This window comes from Vibrio sp. OY15 (assembly GCF_000742455.1).
GTDB lineage: Bacteria > Pseudomonadota > Gammaproteobacteria > Enterobacterales > Vibrionaceae > Vibrio > Vibrio alginolyticus.
On sequence record NZ_JPIL01000027.1, the window covers coordinates 1 to 19,188 of the forward strand.

A 19,188-nucleotide genomic window follows, 5' to 3' on the forward strand; every position below is an offset into this window, starting at 1 on the left:
TTTGAATTGACTGTGCTGAATCCGAAGATTCAATGGTCACTTCGTTTCATTGAAACCTAATTTGATACCGAGGTATCGAATTGGATTATCATCAACGAGTGCCCACACAGATTGATAGGTCTATATTGTTAAAGAGCTTGCTTTGCGAGAAGTTTTTCTCTCAAAGCGGAGGTGCATTCTAACGAGATAATTGAGAGTGTCAAACACTTTTTTTCAATTTTATTTTTCGTAGAAGCTTTCACCTCTCCGACCCTGCTGAAGCCTTATCGCGTCTGCCGTGTCGGTGGATGCGCATTATAGGGAACTCAGATCCGTTCGCAACCCTTTTTTGAAAAAAAATGGAAAAAAATGACTGTTCGATGACTATTTCATCAAAAAAGCAAAAAAGAGGGTAAAAAACCCTCTTTTTCTGCCTTAAAAGCCGTATTTAAATGAATGCGTACGCGTCTGCGAACATACGTTCGCTCTTCGCTTTCTTGTTCTGAGTGAACTGTTCACGTGCTGCGCCAGCCATTTCAAAACGACCTGCAATATAGATATCGTAGTTTTCTAAGCTTTCGAAATCTTCAGCTACAGCTTGTAGCACGTTACCAACTTTACCTTGCCAGTCTGCAGGAGCTTCTTCTACTACTGGCACAAAATGAACATTGGCAAACTTGTCGGCAATCTCGACCAGTTCGTCTTTAGCATAAAGCTGGCAGTTATCGCGCGCCCCCCAATATAAATAGATAGGATTGGTTTTATTCTGCGCTACGCAATGATCCAGAATCGAACGTACGTAACTAAAACCTGTACCACCAGCGATCAATAACAGCGGGCGTTCACTATCTTCTTGAACCCAAGCATCGCCATGTGGCGCATCAATTTCAATCTGACCATCAGTTTCAAGCGCCGCTTGCATTGCTTCGACAACTTCTTGTGCATAAGCGTTGTGTTCCGCCGCACCGATGTGCAGTTCAAGTTCACCTTCATGACGACAAGGACTGCTTGCGATAGAGAAAGGACGTTTGTCTTTTTCACCCATCACCACCATTAGGTACTGACCCGCTTTAAAAGGCACTGGTGATTCTGGATGAAGAAGGATTTGGTAAGTATTACAAGCTAACGGCTGAATAGACTTTACTTTACATTGGATGGTCATGGTGTTCCTCTCGCTTACTCGTCAAAAGTAAGCACTAAATTACTTTCTGTATAGGCTTGGCAAGGGAATATCCAACCTTGCTGTTGCTCTTTTTCGGTTAGCATAGGTTCGAGGTGATAGCTCACCTCGCCCGTTAGCTTTTTACACATGCACATGGCGCAAGCGCCAACTTGGCAACGGTGTGGGAAGCGAATATTGTTGTTGAGCGCAGCTTCTAACACCGTCTCCCCTTCTTTTACTTGGAATGTAACGTCCATTGGTAGAAGGTGGACTTGATGACTCATAGAATACCTAACTGGTCCCAAATCTCATCGACTTTAGCCACAAGTTTAGGATCTTTTTTGATAGGCGTACCCCACTCGCGCGTGACTTCAGATTCGAACTTGTTGGTCGCATCCAGTCCTAATTTGGATGAACTCTCAGTCTTACCAAGCACTTGAATCGTGTCTCTATCTGGGTCCATTCGAGTTGTCACCGCCCAAATGATGTCATTCCAATCTCGTGCATTAACGTCATCGTCGCACAAAATGATGAATTTGTTATCCGTGTACTGAGCAAAGAAGCCCCATAGATGTTCCATCAATTCTTGGGATTGACCAGCTTGGTCTTTCTTCATAGTCACGACAGCAAATTGGTTGTTTGCTGTAACTGGAAGATAGACGTCAACAATCTCAGGGCGTTGCTGTTTCAACTCATTTAGTTCTGCTTCGGTAATCGCTTTGCTGTCTCGCTCAGTGACCTCGGTTCGCGTCGCCAGCTCGGCATCCCATTTAATGGTCGCATCCAAGCCCATTTTGGAGCCAAGCCCAACCACTGGTGAAGCAAAGTCGAGCGAGTCGATTGGCGTGTTATCTATCATCAAGGTATCACGTACAGGATCCATATGCTCTGACATGGCTTTCACGACATCATTCCAATCTCGTGCGTTTACCGATTCATCGCACACAATAACAAACTTGGTATACATGAATTGACGTAAGAAAGACCACACGCCCATCATTACGCGCTTGGCATGTCCTGGGTACTGCTTCTTCATGGTGACGACGGCCATTCGGTACGAACAACCTTCTGGCGGTAGATAGAAGTCTTCAATCTCTGGGAATTGCTTTTGCAGAATAGGTACAAACACTTCGTTTAATGCCACACCCAATACAGCTGGTTCATCTGGCGGACGACCTGTGTAGGTGCTGTGATAAATAGGGTCTTTACGCATAGTAATGTGCGTAATAGTAAATACGTGGTGCTTTTCTTTTTCGTTATAGTAGCCAGTGTGGTCACCGTAAGGACCTTCATCAGCAAACTCGTTCGGGTCGATATAGCCTTCCATCACGATTTCCGCGCTCGCTGGCACTTCCAAATCGTTGCTGACTGACTTCACGACTTCCGTTTTGCTTCCACGTAGCAAACCTGCAAATGCGTATTCCGATAGCGTATCTGGCACTGGTGTTACTGCGCCAAGAATGGTTGCTGGGTCTGCACCAAACGCGACCGAAACTGGGAAAGGTTTACCTGGGTTGGTTTCCATCCAATCGCGCAGATCAAGCGCACCACCACGATGGGCTAACCAACGCATGATGATTTTGTTCTTGGCAATTTTCTGCTGACGGTAAATGCCTAGGTTCTGACGTTTCTTATTTGGACCTTTGGTTACGGTTAAGCCCCAAGTAAGCAGCGGCGCTACATCTTCTGCCCAGCAGCTCATTACCGGAATTTTATCCAAGTCGACTTCATCACCTTGCCAAACAATGTCTTGGCATGGTGCTTTACGTAAACGCTTAGCCGGCATGTTCAATACTTGTTTGAACACAGGCAGTTTTTCTAAAGCGTCTTTGAAGCCTTTTGGTGGCTCAGGTTCTTTTAAATAAGCCAGCAGCTTACCGACTTCTCTTAATTCTTTAACGTCTTCACGTCCCATGCCGATTGCGACACGCTCTGGTGTACCAAACAGGTTCGTCAAAACAGGTACGTCGTAGCCGATTGGGTTCTCAAACAACAGCGCAGGTCCACCAGCACGCAAGGTGCGGTCGCTGATTTCTGTCATTTCATAAGCGGGATCGACAGGGTGAGTGATGCGTTTAAGTCGACCTTTCTGTTCTAGGTGGTCGATAAATTCGCGTAAATCCTTAAAACTCATAGGCCTTCATGCTGGCTGATTAAACTGTCCGCAGTATAACAAATAGGAGGACGCTAAGATCCTCCTATTTTGTGTGGGTATGTGAGCCAGATTACTTTAATACTTGTTCAATCTGCCGAGTCTTTATCTGATGGTTCGAAGATACTAACTCTTCCAACCAGGTTTGATGCCCTTGTTGAGCAAGCTCTCGAGCAACCATGGTTGCTTCTTCTGATAACGCCATTTTTCTAACTAGAAACTGCTTTACTTGCGGAGATAGAGGGTTAGATTTTGTAAGTAGACTAATAGCTTCTGGCTTGAGTGATGGGTTAACTGTGGCATTCATCAATTGCTGAATGGAAAAAACGTCTCCAACCGCAGCTAAACGCTCAAGTTCGGACTGGCTGTTGTAATCAGCTTTCATCCGCCAGAGTAAGTTGTACACTTCCTCATCCTGACTAACTTGTGCCAACCTGACTATCACGGCCGTCGATGGTAACCAACTGGTCACATTTGCTTTGGTTAACTGGGCCGTTAATGCAGCAAGCGCATTGGGTGATAAGCTGTCTAACTCTCGAATCAAAAGCGCTTCACGCGCTTGAGCTTGTTGAGATGGCCCTGTAAGCCATTGCTTTAAGTTAAGCTCTCTTCGTTCAGCTTGTAAGACAAAGTCCAAGGTACTTTGGTCTTGTTTCCAACGCTTAATCAAGCGACTCGCAATAACGGGAAAGTTAAAAGCGGGTACACTAAATTCATACCCATCACCTCGCTCTAACACTTGATAAGTCGGGGTCATACGGATCTGGGACTCAACAAACAGAGCCATTCGAGGCGTGAGAATCACATCTTGCTTTTCAAGCTTTTCCAATAATTGAAAGCGCACCACCTCTTGTTGAGGCAAAGCAAGTCTATCAAGGGCAAATTTAAGCGAGTCGACTTCATCTCTGACAGCGTAATCAAGCAGTTCAGAGACTTTAGTATGTATTTGAGTATCCTGAAGCCACTGTTCTACTACAGACTCATGCATTTCCTTGGCAGATAATGTCGCAGGTAGAGTGATAAGTGACAAGCTCAGGAGTAATGACGACAACATTCCTTGTTGCATGTTAACCTCCCGATAACATTTCCTTCATTCTGATACTTCTATCGGGAGAAAGCAATAAAAAAGCCACCGATATACGGTGGCTTTTCGCAGAATGACTATTTGAGACTATTGACGACGCATCGCATCGAAGAACTCATCGTTGGTCTTCGTCATCGCTAGCTTGTCGATTAGGAATTCCATTGCGTCGATTTCGCCCATTGGGTGAACGATCTTACGCAGAATCCACATCTTCTGTAGTTCGTCAGTCTTCGTCAGTAGCTCTTCACGACGTGTACCTGAGCGGTTAAAGTCAATCGCAGGGAATACACGCTTCTCAGCAATCTTACGGTTCAAGTGCAGTTCCATGTTACCTGTACCCTTGAACTCTTCGTAGATAACTTCATCCATTTTAGAACCAGTATCTACTAGTGCCGTTGCGATGATAGTTAGGCTGCCGCCTTCTTCTACGTTACGTGCAGCACCGAAGAAACGCTTAGGACGATGTAATGCGTTTGCATCCACACCACCTGTTAGTACTTTACCTGATGAAGGCACTACGGTGTTGTAAGCACGAGCTAGGCGAGTGATAGAGTCAAGCAAGATAACCACGTCTTTCTTATGTTCAACAAGACGTTTTGCCTTCTCGATCACCATTTCCGCTACTTGTACGTGACGAGATGCTGGCTCATCGAAAGTCGACGCAACCACTTCACCTTTAACTAGGCGTTGCATCTCAGTTACTTCTTCTGGACGTTCGTCGATAAGAAGAACCATCAACTCACACTCTGGGTGGTTGTACGCGATGCTTTGCGCGATGTTTTGCAGAAGCATTGTTTTACCCGCTTTAGGCGGAGCAACAATCAGACCACGTTGACCTTTACCGATTGGCGATGCCAAGTCTAAAACACGTGCTGTAATGTCTTCTGTTGAACCGTTACCACGCTCCATAACCATGCGCTCATTCGCATGTAGAGGGGTAAGGTTTTCAAATAGGATCTTGTTACGGGCGTTGTCTGGTTTATCGTCGTTAACGGTATTGACTTTTAGAAGGGCAAAGTAACGTTCACCGTCTTTTGGTGGACGAATTTTACCAGCGATAGAGTCACCAGTACGTAGGTTAAAGCGACGAATCTGACTTGGTGATACGTAGATATCGTCCGGACCCGCAAGGTATGAACTATCTGCACTGCGTAGGAAACCAAAGCCGTCTTGCAGAATTTCCAGAACCCCATCGCCAAAGATGTCTTCGCCGCCTTTAGCGTGCGCTTTTAAAATCGCGAAGATGATGTCTTGTTTTCTTAAGCGAGCTAGGTTCTCTAATCCTAAGCTTTCGCCCAGTTTTACAAGGTCAGACACAGGTCTGTTCTTCAGTTCGGTAAGGTTCATGGTGGTGGATTCTTGTTTAGTCAAAATAAGATCTGTTTTCTAGTTAAGATGGATTTGGTCTCAGGATCGACCAAGAAGAGAAATTTGTTCAATTAACGCGCGATAAGTTAGCACTAATTAGTATTCTAGTCCAGAGTTAGAAAAACAAAACCGTGCATTGTAACTTTGCACGGTTTTATCTGTAATCACTTGGTGATTATAAGTTTGCGTCTAGGAACTCTTTTAGTTGAGTTTTAGACAGAGCACCTACTTTCGTTGCCGCTACGTTACCATCTTTAAATAGTAATAGCGTTGGAATGCCGCGAATACCAAACTTAGGTGGTGTACCTGCGTTATGGTCGATGTTTAGTTTACCGATAGTGAGTTTGCCTTCGTACTCGTCTGCGATTTCGTCCAAAATAGGAGCGATCATTTTACAAGGACCACACCATTCTGCCCAAAAATCCACTAGAACCGGGCCTGCAGCGTTGATTACATCGTTTTCAAAACCGTCATCAGTTAGCTGCAAAATCTTATCACTCATCTTCCACTCCAATGTGTTTTTCGAAACTGGTTGGATGATAACCAGTAATTAGATGCCCTATTGGAATGTATTTACTTTCGTATTGCAAGCTTTAGCTGATATTCTATAGCCATGAAAAAGACGCATATCACAGAGCAAAAGTTCGCCGATTTGGGCTTAAAGCCCCAAGTTATTGAAGGATTGGACAAAAAAGGGTTCGAATTTTGTACCCCTATCCAAGCCTTGGCGTTGCCGGTCCTGCTCACCGGCCAAGACATCGCAGGCCAGGCCCAAACGGGTACTGGTAAAACGCTCGCGTTTCTTACTGCTACGTTCAACCACCTTCTGACGACTCCGGAACATGAAGGTCGTAAGCCTACACAGCCACGCGCAATTATTATGGCGCCTACACGTGAGCTCGCTATTCAGATTTACAATGATGCAGAATCATTAACTGAAAGCACAGGTCTAAAAACCGCTCTAGCTTACGGTGGTGAAAGCTACGACAAGCAACTTGCGAAACTGCAAGACGGCGTAGATATTCTGATCGGAACAACAGGCCGTATCATCGATTTCTACAAACAGCGCGTATTTAACCTCAACAACATTCAAGCTGTTGTTCTGGACGAAGCCGACCGCATGTTCGATCTTGGCTTTATTAAAGACATTCGCTTCTTGTTCCGTCGTATGCCTGAGCCAAAAGAGCGTTTGAACATGCTGTTCTCAGCAACGCTGTCTTACCGCGTTCAAGAACTGGCATTCGAACACATGAATACTCCTGAGCATGTCGTTGTCGAACCAGAACAAAAAACTGGCCACCGTATCCAGGAAGAGCTTTTCTATCCTTCGAATGAAGACAAAATGGCGCTGCTTCAAACACTAATTGAAGAAGAGTGGCCAGATCGCGCTATCATTTTTGCCAATACCAAGCATAAGTGTGAATCGGTTTGGGGACATTTGGCTGCCGATGGACACCGTGTAGGCCTTCTTACTGGCGATGTACCGCAGAAGAAGCGTGAGAAGATTCTTGAGCAATTCACCAAAGGTGATGTCGACATCTTAGTTGCAACTGACGTTGCAGCGCGTGGCCTGCATATTCCTCAGGTAACGCACGTTTTCAACTACGACCTTCCTGACGACTGTGAAGATTATGTTCACCGTATTGGCCGTACTGGTCGCGCTGGTGCGAGCGGCCATTCGATCAGTTTTGCTTGTGAAGAGTACGCGGTTAACCTACCAGCAATCGAAGAATACATTGAGCATACAATCCCAGTTTCAGAGTACGATTCGTCGGCACTGATTCAAGATCTACCGGCTCCGATTCGTATGCGTGCACCACGCAACCAACAGCGCCGCACGAATACTGGCGGTACCCGTTCTGGTTCTGGTAACCGTAAGCCGCAGGGACGTCGTCCACGCCAACCGCGTCAATCGGCACCAAAACAATCGTAATAGGAAACTGAGTTCGTTTATGAGTCAAGCAGGATCATCACCGCTATATGCCGCCATCGACCTCGGGTCGAACAGTTTTCACATGCTCGTTGTGCGTCACATCGATGGCAGCGTTCAAACAATGGCTAAAATTAAGCGCAAAGTTCGTCTAGCAGCGGGCTTAGATGAACATAATTCTCTTAGTATGGAAGCTATGCAGCGAGGATGGGACTGCTTAAGTCTATTTGCGGAACGCTTGCAGGACATTCCTAAACAAAACATTCGCATCGTCGGTACTGCAACATTACGTACCGCGACCAATGTAGATGTGTTTTTAGAAAAGGCTAACCAAATTCTAGGCCAGCCTATCGAAGTGATTACTGGTGAAGAAGAAGCTGCCACTATCTATAAAGGTGTCGCTCACACCTCTGGCGGTAGTGGTCGTCGCCTTGTAGTCGATATCGGTGGAGCAAGTACCGAACTGATTATCGGTGAAGGTTTCGAAGCCAAAGCACTGACCAGCTTAAAAATGGGCTGCGTGACTTGGCTTGAAAACTTCTTTAAAGATCGCCAATTGAATGCTCGTAACTTTGACGCGGCAATTGAAGGAGCGAAACAGACCATTCAGCCGATTTTAGAACGTTATACAGAAATTGGTTGGGATGTGTGTGTTGGTGCATCAGGCACTGTTCAGGCATTGCAAGAGATAATGCTGGCGCAAGGCATGGACGAAGTAATCACTCACTCCAAACTCAAGCGTCTACAGAAGCAAGCCATGTTGGCCGACCATTTAGAAGAGCTCGATATTGAAGGCTTAACACTTGAGCGGGCATTAGTGTTCCCTAGTGGCCTCTCTATTTTGATTGCCGTTTTTGAATTGCTTGAAATCGATGCTATGACACTCGCTGGCGGCGCACTACGCGAAGGCTTAGTGTATGAGATGGTTGAAGAGCTTCGCCAAGAAGACATTCGTGCCCGCACTATCGCTAGCGTACAAAATCGCTATCAGCTCGATCACCAATACGGCGAACAAGTCGCTACTCTGGCACACACGCTTTTACAGCAAGCTGGGGGCGATGAGTGGATTACAGAGCCTCAGGGCAAGATATTACTCGAGACCGCCGCAAAACTGCATGAAATTGGTTTAACTATCGATTTCAAAAAAGGCGGAGAGCATAGTGCTTACTTGCTGCAGAATTTGGATCTGCCTGGTTACACGCGCGCGCAGAAGTTCTTTATTGGTGAAGTGGCTCGTCGCTATCGCGAACAGCTCACTTCTTTACCTGAGCAGCATGCATTATCAGGCTCAAGTGCCAAACGAGTATTGAGACTGTTGCGTCTTGCGGTTCTACTCAGCCATCGTCGCAATCCTGATCTAGAGCCAAATGTGACTCTAACGGTTGAAGGCGACAATCTAACGTTACACATTGATGCGCAATGGCTAGAGAAAAACCCACTGACTGCGGCTGAGTTGGAAATTGAATCCAACCGTCAGACAGACATCGGCTGGCCATTAAATATCGTAGCAAAATAAGCGAATATCACTGCCTTACAATACTAAAGCCCAGGCGTTCGCTTGGGTTTTTTTGCTTCTACTTCCCCTACAAAACGTGCTGCCCAGCAAAAATCTCAGCTTCTCCGCTCTACATCGAAAAACAGCCATGCTTTATTGATAAGCACGATTTAGCCAACCAAGATGCACCATAATGAAAACCGTTTTAATGACTGGCTTAACTGGCACCCTCGCCCCTAAAGTTGCTCATCAGTTCCACCTCCGTGGCTGGAACGTATTGGAATGGAATCACCACCAAATCCCACCAGATGATCCACAGCAAAGTGAGCAATTTTGGCAACAGCACCACATTGATGCGGTGTGCCACATGGCGATGGGGAGTGAAGCGTGGGCAGCGTGGCTTGGTGAGCACTGCAAACAGCGCAACATTCCTTATCTTTTTGTCAGTACAGCAATGGTATTTGATGCCACAAAAAATGGGCCTTATGGCATCTTTGAAGAAAGAAACACCCAAGATGAATACGGCAAATACAAAGTTCGTTGTGAAGATGCAATCTGGCAAGCAAATCCAGATGCGATGATTGCTCGAATTGGTTGGCAGCTCCATCACCAAGCAGAAGGCAATAACATGTTGGCGCATCTCGACCGCCAATATGAAGAGAACGGCGTTATTACCGCTAGTACAGTTTGGTATCCCGCGACTTCTCATATGGACGATACTGCACTCGCCTTTTTGCAGCTTATTGAGCGGAACGAAGCAGGTTTATACCATCTTGATAGCAACTTAAAGGATAAGTGGAATTTCTACGAACTCGTTTGTGCACTCAAGCAGCATTACAACAAGCCATGGCAAGTGCTGCCAAGCAATGATTATCACCATGACCAACGTCTAACAGATGAACGAATTGCCTTGCCGCCATTGAGTGAACGTTTCAACAAGCCAGAGCAAATCAAACAAGCTGGCATCATAGGAATCAACTGGGGACGCACGCACATTCCCCACTATCGAAACAATGGTGTATCGGTCACAACGTTATGCGCCAACCAAATAGAACCGCTTCAGCAAGCGTGCAGTGAAGAAGCAATCCCAAAGGCAGAAACGAACATCAGCGCACTCAAGCAACTTGATGTAGTGACCATCGCGACACCTGCGCATACTCATGCAGAGATAATTAAGAAGTTAGGTTCAACCAAGCTAATTTGTGAAAAGCCATTGGTGGGATTGAATTCTGACATAACTCACTGGCAGCAACCGAACGCCAACCTATTGGTTAATTACGCCTTTGCTCAGCTTAATACCGCCAAGACGATAGAGAAGTGGCTCACTTCGCAAACCCAACCTTGTGTGGTCAATCTAGTCACCCAAGTTAACCTACCGGGCACCTTCACGCTCAAAGAGTGGTTTCTTGAAACTGCCAGTCACCCTATATCTTGGTTGCTGCACTGCTTTGGAGACTATTATCAATCGACACTGGTTGAGGAAAACGGCCAACTGATCGTTGATCTGCAATGTGACGACCACCAGCTAAGGTTTGTATTTGAACTAACAGGTGAACCGGGCATCGAGCACAATCTAACGATTCAATCCAACCAGACCTTAACCAGCAAAGGCTACTACCGTGTCGGAGAAAAATGGCGTTTCGAGCCCATTCTCGTTAATGGCAACGCGATAAATGATGGAGAGTACAGCGAGTCTGATTGCTGGCAGGACGCCAATCAACGCAGTGTCGGTTTGATGTTGGCGATGTTCAATCAAAGCATCAGCTGGGATAACGGCCTGCAACTTGGCGCCTTCGATGCGCAAAAAGCCATTTTGATTGAGAAGATGCTCTGTTAGCCATTTCACCAGCGAGCTTCCTCTACGTGCCGTACCTTCGATTAAAAGGTCTCACTCGGGACCTTTTTTACTGCTCATTTTTACCTTCGTACAGCTCAGGGAGCTTTTGGACACCCATGATCTAATTACTCCCCACGCTGTACAAAACGCTCTAAACCCAAGTAAACAGGCACAAAAAAGCCGCTTGATTTGAGCAAGCGGCTTTCGGGGTTCCCACTGATATTAAGACTGAACGCTTGTCGTCACCTTAAAGTCAGGGTTCACCTCAGTCAGCTTCTTAATTAGGTAATTCAGTAATACGCCGTACATCGGAACGAACAAACCAAGACTGATAATCAGTTTGAAGCCGTAATCCACCAGCGCGATTTCCGTCCAATGCTCTGCCATAAATGGATCTGGGCTTTGATAGAACGCAATGGCGAAGAAAGCGATGGTATCAAGTGCATTACCGAAAAGCGTTGAACACGTTGGTGCCACCCACCATTGCTTCATTTGACGTAGGCGGTTGAACACGTGCACATCCATGATCTGACCAAGTAGGTACGCCATGAAGCTAGCAATCGCGATACGAGCAACGAATAAGTTAAATTCCCCTAGGTGACCAAAACCTTGGAATTGACCTTCGAAGAACACCACCGATAAGAAGTAAGACACTGCCAAAGCAGGCAACATCACTAAGAAGATGATCTTACGCGCCAACTGAGCACCGAAAATACGCACAGTTAAGTCAGTCGCTAGGAATATAAATGGGAAAGTGAATGCGCCCCAAGTGGTATGGAAACCGAAAATAGTAAACGGTAGCTGAACTAGGTAATTGCTAGATGCAATAATGACTAGGTGGAATAGAACCAGATAGATAAGGGCGTTGCGCTGCTGCGCAGGGGTAAAGTTACTCATGCGATACCTTTTTAGTTTGGTTTGGGGGTGAGGGAACCCAAATCGAGTCACTGAATAAAGTGGCTCTTACCAACAATGTAAAATGAAAAATAAACTGGCTTGGCTCTTTCTGAGCGAAGCGGTGGGCGATTATACATTAACCACTTTTCGCCGCAAGTCGTCTGTTTTACGCAAACGTTTGAGCATAAAAAAGGGTGTTTCATGTGAAACACCCTTTCAAGAAAGTTCTATTTTTAGAAGCCGCGTTGAAACAATCCTGCGAGATAATCCAACTCTTCCCTGCTCTCTTCAATCGCTAACGCTTCAAACCAAATCGCTTCGCTGTAATGCTCTGCTTTCATAAACAGTCGGCAACCTTCAAAGTCGATCAGCCAAGAGTGAATGTCCGCATCCCACTGCTTTTCCACCACAGTAGCAGAAAGCAAACTAACTAAACGCTCACCTAAAGCAGGAAAGCTATCAAGGTCAAAGCTCGGCGCGGTAATGATTAAGCGCCCTTCTTGTGCCATGTAGTCCGCTAAGCCAAATTCCTTTTGCATCTTGGTTCCTTATCCGTGGTGAGTAATGTGTTCTTGAATCAAATCGAGGAATGGGTCGGCGTACTTCTCTAGTTTGCGCTGACCAACACCGCTGACTGCCAGCATTTCGCCGTAAGACGTTGGCAGAATTTCCGCCATATCAATCAAAGTTGCGTCACTGAAGACCACGTATGGTGGCAAACCATCTTCATCAGCAATCGACTTACGCAGCTTACGTAACTTAGCAAACAGCTTTTTGTCGTAGTTCTTGCTGGTCAGTTTATCTGATTTAGCCGCACGTGCTGCGGTGTCTAAACGTGGAACCGCTAACTCTAGGGTCACATCGCCACGCAAAAGCGGACGTGCCTCTTCGGTTAATTGCAGCGTTGAGTTACGCGTGATGTTTTGAAACAACAGCCCTTTGTGGATTAACTGACGGAAGATACTCACCCAGTAATCGTGGCTGTGGTCGCGCCCTATCGCGTAGGTAGAAATCTTATCGTGGCCGTTTTCACGTACACGAATGTTTTGCATGCCACGTAGCACTTCCACCACGTAGCCCATACCAAAGCTCTGATTCACTCGGTACACACAAGACAACGCCTTACGCGCTTCTTCCGTGGCATCAAAGTGTTTCGGTGGATCTAAGCAAATATCACAGTTGCCACATGGCTTCTCACGATACTCACCAAAGTAATTTAATAGCACCTGACGACGACAAGTTTGCGCCTCAGCAAAGGCACTCATCGCATTCAGTTTGTGGGTTTCCACCTGCTTCTGTGGACCATCGTCTTTCTCATCCAACATACGACGCAGCCAACTGATGTCCGCTGGGTCATACAACATCATCGCTTCGGCAGGTAGACCATCACGCCCTGCACGACCCGTTTCCTGATAGTAAGACTCGATGTTGCGCGGGATATCAAAGTGAACCACAAAACGCACGTTTGGTTTGTTGATGCCCATACCGAATGCCACGGTCGCCACTACAATTTGGATGTCATCACGTTGGAAAGCTTCTTGAACGTAAGCGCGCTCATCAGCGTCCATACCGGCGTGATAACCAGCAGCACGAATGTGGTTGTTGCACAGCTTCTCGGTCACCATCTCAACTTTCTTACGGCTACCACAATAGATGATGCCGCAGTTACCCTTTTGGGTTTCAAGATAACGAACGATTTGCGAAACCGGCTTGTGCTTCTCAACTAAGTTGTAGCGAATGTTGGGACGGTCGAAGCTGCCTAGGTAAACCTCTGGATTATTCAGTTGCAGGCGTTCAAGAATATCTCGGCGCGTTGCGTCATCTGCGGTCGCCGTCAGCGCCATAAATGGCACATGGGAAAACTGCTGCTTAAGCTGACCAAGCGCGGCATATTCTGGACGGAAGTCGTGTCCCCACTGGGAAATACAGTGCGCTTCATCGACGGCAATCATCGATAGCGGCAAGTTTTCCAAGCGCTCAATGAAATCACGCATCAATACGCGTTCTGGCGAGACGTACACCAACTTAAGATGACCAGTGTGCATGCGGTTATACACGCTGAGCAGTTCTTCACGAGGCATGGTCGAGTTAATGCATTCAGCCGCTACACCGTTGGCTTTAAGCTGGTCCACTTGGTCTTTCATCAGCGAAATAAGCGGAGAAATCACCAAAGTAATACCAGAGCGAACCAAAGCAGGGATTTGATAACACAGCGACTTACCGCCACCAGTAGGCAGGATAACTAAGCTGTCGCGACCTTCTACCGCAGCATCAATCACCAACTGCTGACCATCACGGAACTCTTGGTAACCAAACACATCCTCCAACACACGTTGAGGCGTTACAGGCGAATCAGATTGTTCGGCTAACAAGGTCGAGGTCATGAAAAGTCTCAGATTGGGTCTTAAAAAAGAGGTGCTTATGCATACCACTGGCACACAAAGTGAGGGCACATTGTAATGGGGTTTCATGGTGAATAAAACCGCAAATTGTTAGGTGTTTCGCATCACGACTCGTATACTGATTTTCTGCTCTATAAAACACACAATTAGGTGACACTTCATGACACCAGAAGACGAACAACAACGCGCGCGGCAAGGTATCTTGCTAGCGATTGGTGCGTATACCATGTGGGGCATTGCGCCGATGTACTTTAAGTCCATCGCACAAGTATCTCCTTTGGAAATTCTAAGCCACCGAGTGATATGGTCTTTCTTTTTGCTTGCTGCACTCCTCCATTTTGGCCGTCACTGGCGCTCGGCTTACCACATCGCGAAAGACAAAACGAAAATCGCTTACCTGATCGCAAGTTCCATGCTAATTGGCGGTAATTGGTTGATTTTCATTTGGGCGGTAAACTCGAATCATATGCTCGACGCCAGCTTAGGTTATTACATTAACCCACTGATCAACGTCTTACTCGGGATGGTCTTCCTTGGTGAGCGACTGCGTAAATTACAGTGGTTCGCGGTTGTATTGGCAGGTTGTGGCGTACTCGTTCAACTGATTGTATTTGGCTCCGTACCTGTTGTTGCGATGGCGTTAGCAATGAGCTTCGGCTTTTATGGCTTATTAAGAAAGAAAGTCAGTGTCGATGCAAAAACTGGCTTGTTTATCGAGACATTACTTCTACTGCCAGTGGCCGCTGTTTATTTGCTTTTTATTGCCGATACACCAACCTCAAATATGCTTACGAATCCACTTACGTTAAATAGTTTGTTGATCGCGGCTGGGGTTATAACAACCCTGCCACTGCTGTGCTTTACGGGTGCAGCAACAAGACTCAAATTATCGACTTTGGGCTTTTTCCAATATATAGGCCCAAGCTTAATGTTTTTACTTGCAGTATTGATGTATGGCGAACCCTTTACCATGGATAAAGCGATCACTTTCGTCTTTATTTGGGGAGCACTAGTCGTGTTTAGCTTTGATGGATTACGTAATAACCGTCGCTCACGCCGAATCGTTCAGCCACAGTGATCGTTTTTTACAAGACAAGTTAGAAATTGCCAGATAAGCTTGGTCATAATGTGACCAAGCTTTTTTATTTAATGGAACATATTCAGTACTACGCAACCGACCATGACAACTTGAGTCTAATAGAGGCGAAATACCAGAAATTTGCTTTTCAAAGGCATTACCATCTAGATTTTCATCTCGGCCTGATCACGCATGGTGCGCAGAAGTTCCAATACCAAGGTAACAGCCACCAAGTTGGTCACGGGCAAATTGTGATTATGCCGCCGGATGAGCTGCACGACGGGCAATCTAAGCTCGAGAGTGGCTACGAAGTAAATGTGTTTGCGATCGAACCTCATCTATTGAGCGATCTGGCTGATCTTAAGCAAAACGGTCAAATAATACACTTCAACGAACTGATCATCTCGGATCCGCAGATATTTTCACAACTTAGTAACTTACACGGGCTGCTTCGTCGTGAAAACCTCAGCCAACTCACCAAAGATTGCCTTCCTTTTGAAGGATTTAACCAACTTTTTGATCGCTACGGATCGCTTGAGCGACAAAAAGTGGTGCCGCTAGGAAACCAATCGCTTGGGACGTTAAAAGATTATCTAATGGCTAACCTTGACCAAGCGGTGCGTTTGGATTCACTTTCAGAGCTGTGCCAACTGAGCCCAACTCAGTTCCAGCGCCACTTTAAAGCGCAAACTGGCATGACGCCTTATGCATGGTTCGCACGCCTGCGCCTTGAACAAGGCATGAAGTTACTGCAAGCTGGTCAATGTGGTACCGACGTCGCTCATCAAATCGGTTTCTATGATCAAGCGCATTTCAGCAAAGCGTTTAAACAGACCTACGGCGTTTCCCCTTCTCAAGTGGCTCGTTAATTTCATTTACCGAGAAAGCTGTCAGTTTTTTACAAGCGCCACAGGTGACTTACCACGACAATAGCCGCATTGGTTAAATTTGAGATGTGTTATGAATGAATCCACCATATTGCTGACACTCGCCAGCATTCACTTTATTGCCCTAATGAGTCCAGGTCCGGACTTTGCGCTGGTCGTACAAAATGCGACGCGTCATGGTCGTCAAACTGGCTTGTACATTGCGTTGGGATTGTCCGTCGGTATTTTGCTGCACTCTTTGTTCAGCCTGACAGGTGTGAGTTTTGTCGTCCACCAGCACCCAGTGCTGTATTCCGTGGTACAACTGCTCGGTGGTAGTTACCTGCTCTACTTAGGAATTGGCGCATTGCGTGCCGTGATCTCGATGATCCAAAACCCACTGACGGATCAACCTAAGAAGCAAAATAACCTAGTGATCAGCAATAAGCGTCAAGCGTTTGCTAAAGGGTTTGCGACCAACATTCTTAACCCAAAAGCCCTGGTGTTCTTTGTCAGTTTGATGTCGAGTTTAGTCCCAGCAGGTATGTCGATTACTGGCAAAGGTATTGCACTGGTCATCCTGTTTGGCTTGTCGCTATTCTGGTTCTCTAGCCTTGCATGGATGCTGTCGACACAGCGCTTACAGCGTAAATTGCAACAAGCGGGTATCTACATCGACGGTCTATGCGGCGTGGTATTTACTCTAGTGGGCGGCAGTATTCTATACCAAACTATCAATACTTTTATCGGATAAAGTACTGATTTAAAAGCGTAGCACAATCGACATTTCTAAGATTGCTGACTCGACGTGACTCTCCATAACTGCCAAGCTCAAAGCACAAAACTGGCAACATGGAGAGTCATCATGCATTGGACGTTCAACCGACTCGTGACCACGGGTCTTTTTCTTACTTCCCCACTAATCTTATCTACCTCAGTCTTTGCTAACCAAGCAGCAGATGCAGTTGCGCCGGAGCACAGCACTGGCTTCGAGCAAAAACAATTGATCAAAGCGAAAGATTATATGGTTACCGCAGCCAACCCACTTGCCACCCAAGCTGGGGCAGACGTTCTTGCACAAGGTGGTAATGCTATTGATGCTATGGTTGCCGTGCAGCTGATGCTGGGCTTAGTAGAACCCCAATCTTCAGGCATTGGTGGTGGCGCCTTCTTAGTGTATTGGGACAGTGAGAAACAAAAACTGACTACGTATGATGGACGCGAAACCGCACCGCTCGCCGCAACGCCGAAACTCTTCCTAGATGACAAAGGACAACCACTGCAATTTTACGATGCGGTTGTCGGTGGGCGTTCCGTTGCCACTCCTGGTACAGTGAAACTGCTGTGGGACACGCACCAGAAATACGGCAAGTTGGAATGGAAGAAGATAATCCAACCCGTGATTACCTTGGCTGAGCAAGGTTTCGAAGTCAGTCCTCGCCTCGCGAGTCTGATTGAAAAAGATGCCAAGCGCCTATCTCGCTTCCCTGCGACTAAGGCTTACTTCTTCAATCCAGATGGCTCACCAAAAGCCGAAGGCACGTTGTTGAAGAACCCTGAATACGCGAAAACTCTGACGGCAATTGCAGAGCAAGGGGCAAAAGCTTTCTATCAAGGCGATATCGCCACAGACATCATCAAGACAGTACAAAATGCGCCGGGCAACCCTGGCGTATTGGCACAACCTGACTTTGATGCGTTCCAAATCAAGCAACGTGAACCGGTTTGTGCGGCTTACCAAAGCTATGACATCTGCGGCATGGGACCACCTAGCTCTGGCGCATTGACGGTTGGACAGATTCTCGCGATCACCGAGCAATACGATCTTAAAGGTTGGGGAGCCGAAAGCGCGAAATCATGGCAAGTGATCGCCGATGCATCGCGCCTTGCGTTCGCGGATCGTGGTAAATACATGGCTGACCAAGATTATGTGCCAATGCCAACCGAAGGCTTGCTTGATAAAGATTATCTCAAACAACGTGCTGAGCTCATTCAAGTCGGTAAAGCCTTGAGTAAGGCTGAAGCCGGTAATCCTCCTTGGTCGCACGCCATGAACTTAAGCATGGACCAATCGATCGAGCTGCCTTCCACCAGCCATTTCAATATCGTCGATAAGCAAGGCAATGTGGTTTCAATGACAACAACCATCGAGAACGCCTTTGGCTCACGCTTGATGGTACGCGGCTTCTTGCTCAATAACGAACTGACCGATTTCTCTTTCCGCACGCATCAAGATGGTGTGCCAATCGCGAACCGCTTAGAACCGGGAAAACGCCCACGTTCATCCATGGCACCAACCATTATGATGAAGGATGACAAACCTTACATGGCAATTGGCTCACCGGGTGGCAGCCGCATTATTGGTTACGTCGCACAAGCCATTATCGCCCACACGCAATGGGATATGGACATCCAAAGCGCGATTAATCAGCCACGATTGCTGAACCGTTTTGGCACCTTAGATATTGAGCAAGGTACCGCCGCAGAGGGCTTACAGCCTGCTCTGGAGAAGATGGGCTTTAAAACCGATGTTCGGGATTTGAACTCTGGTCTGCATGCGATACGAATAACAAAAGACGGTCTTGAAGGCGCTGCGGATCCAAGACGTGAAGGTGCCGCTATCGGGCAGTAAGAGTCTTTCGCTCGACCCCTTGTGCGAGATCTCTCACAAAGGGTTGAGCAAACCTCTCTTTTTTAATGGTAAAACCGTACAGAAAAGAGCGTAAATCATTGAATTTAATACTCATGTATCTTTTTTGAACGCTAAGAGAGTAAAAAAATGTGAGATTAGCCCGTTGTTGGAAATCGTTAAACACGTAATATTAAACCTGTCGGAAGGATGCTGACACGGAACAGGAAACACCACGGACTTGGTGAACTTCAGGAAGAAGAAACGGTTATTCAGGATGAATAGTCGGGCATGGATTGCAAAATTGGA

The 19,188-nt window shown here is 46.6% G+C and carries 16 protein-coding genes; 7 read left to right on the forward strand and 9 right to left on the reverse strand.

The annotated features are described in order from the left end of the window. Positions 1-427: 427 nt before the first annotated feature. The 6 genes from fre to trxA all read right to left on the reverse strand — a co-directional run bounded on the left by fre (position 428) and on the right by trxA (position 6,247). Entirely contained in the window at positions 428-1,141 is a 714-nt protein-coding gene (gene fre / locus IJ23_RS21540; protein ID WP_033907312.1) for an NAD(P)H-flavin reductase, read from the reverse strand. A gap of 14 nt (positions 1,142-1,155) precedes the next feature. Further along, positions 1,156-1,425, reverse strand: coding sequence for a 2Fe-2S iron-sulfur cluster-binding protein (locus tag IJ23_RS21545; RefSeq protein ID WP_009696789.1), 270 nt, complete (start codon positions 1,423-1,425; stop codon positions 1,156-1,158). Further along, entirely contained in the window at positions 1,422-3,275 is a 1,854-nt protein-coding gene (gene ubiD / locus IJ23_RS21550; protein WP_033907314.1) for a 4-hydroxy-3-polyprenylbenzoate decarboxylase, read from the reverse strand. Before ubiD ends, IJ23_RS21545 begins: the two co-directional genes overlap by 4 nt. A gap of 91 nt (positions 3,276-3,366) precedes the next feature. After that, positions 3,367-4,359: a hypothetical protein gene (locus tag IJ23_RS21555; RefSeq protein WP_033907315.1), complete on the reverse strand. Its 993-nt coding sequence runs from the start codon at positions 4,357-4,359 to the stop codon at positions 3,367-3,369. Between the two features lie 105 nt (positions 4,360-4,464). Then, positions 4,465-5,724 (reverse strand): transcription termination factor Rho, encoded by a 1,260-nt coding sequence (gene rho, locus IJ23_RS21560; protein WP_005378757.1) that lies wholly within the window; start codon positions 5,722-5,724, stop codon positions 4,465-4,467. A 196-nt stretch (positions 5,725-5,920) separates the two neighbouring features. Further along, entirely contained in the window at positions 5,921-6,247 is a 327-nt protein-coding gene (gene trxA, locus IJ23_RS21565) for a thioredoxin TrxA (RefSeq protein ID WP_004745500.1), read from the reverse strand. A gap of 111 nt (positions 6,248-6,358) precedes the next feature. Here trxA and rhlB point away from each other — a divergent pair, with 111 nt between their 5' ends. The 3 genes from rhlB (at position 6,359) to IJ23_RS21580 (ending at position 11,007) form a co-directional block, all read left to right on the forward strand. Next, complete coding sequence (gene rhlB / locus IJ23_RS21570) at positions 6,359-7,678, forward strand: ATP-dependent RNA helicase RhlB (protein WP_005378764.1); 1,320 nt, start codon at positions 6,359-6,361, stop codon at positions 7,676-7,678. Positions 7,679-7,697: 19 nt separating this feature from the next. Beyond that, positions 7,698-9,191: a guanosine-5'-triphosphate,3'-diphosphate diphosphatase gene (gene gppA, locus IJ23_RS21575; RefSeq protein WP_005382885.1), complete on the forward strand. Its 1,494-nt coding sequence runs from the start codon at positions 7,698-7,700 to the stop codon at positions 9,189-9,191. Positions 9,192-9,363: 172 nt separating this feature from the next. After that, a complete protein-coding gene (locus IJ23_RS21580; protein WP_033907316.1) occupies positions 9,364-11,007 on the forward strand; it encodes a sugar nucleotide-binding protein in 1,644 nt (547 codons plus the stop codon). A gap of 222 nt (positions 11,008-11,229) precedes the next feature. Here IJ23_RS21580 and IJ23_RS21585 read toward each other — a convergent pair whose 3' ends face one another. The 3 genes from IJ23_RS21585 to recQ all read right to left on the reverse strand — a co-directional run bounded on the left by IJ23_RS21585 (position 11,230) and on the right by recQ (position 14,288). Then, positions 11,230-11,904 (reverse strand): 7-cyano-7-deazaguanine/7-aminomethyl-7-deazaguanine transporter, encoded by a 675-nt coding sequence (locus IJ23_RS21585; protein ID WP_033907317.1) that lies wholly within the window; start codon positions 11,902-11,904, stop codon positions 11,230-11,232. Positions 11,905-12,137: 233 nt separating this feature from the next. Continuing rightward, positions 12,138-12,443: a DUF3630 family protein gene (locus IJ23_RS21590; RefSeq protein WP_017633801.1), complete on the reverse strand. Its 306-nt coding sequence runs from the start codon at positions 12,441-12,443 to the stop codon at positions 12,138-12,140. Positions 12,444-12,452: 9 nt separating this feature from the next. Next, entirely contained in the window at positions 12,453-14,288 is a 1,836-nt protein-coding gene (recQ, locus tag IJ23_RS21595) for an ATP-dependent DNA helicase RecQ (protein WP_005451195.1), read from the reverse strand. A 178-nt stretch (positions 14,289-14,466) separates the two neighbouring features. On the opposite strand from recQ, the gene rarD reads away from it, so the two are divergent. From rarD to ggt, 4 genes are all read left to right on the forward strand, one after another. Continuing rightward, complete coding sequence (rarD, locus tag IJ23_RS21600; protein WP_005378774.1) at positions 14,467-15,384, forward strand: EamA family transporter RarD; 918 nt, start codon at positions 14,467-14,469, stop codon at positions 15,382-15,384. Positions 15,385-15,455: 71 nt separating this feature from the next. Next, entirely contained in the window at positions 15,456-16,253 is a 798-nt protein-coding gene (locus IJ23_RS21605) for an AraC family transcriptional regulator (protein WP_005382915.1), read from the forward strand. Positions 16,254-16,344: 91 nt separating this feature from the next. Then, entirely contained in the window at positions 16,345-17,004 is a 660-nt protein-coding gene (locus IJ23_RS21610; protein ID WP_005378776.1) for a LysE family translocator, read from the forward strand. A gap of 111 nt (positions 17,005-17,115) precedes the next feature. After that, entirely contained in the window at positions 17,116-18,882 is a 1,767-nt protein-coding gene (ggt, locus tag IJ23_RS21615) for a gamma-glutamyltransferase (protein WP_033907319.1), read from the forward strand. Positions 18,883-19,188 lie beyond the last annotated feature (306 nt).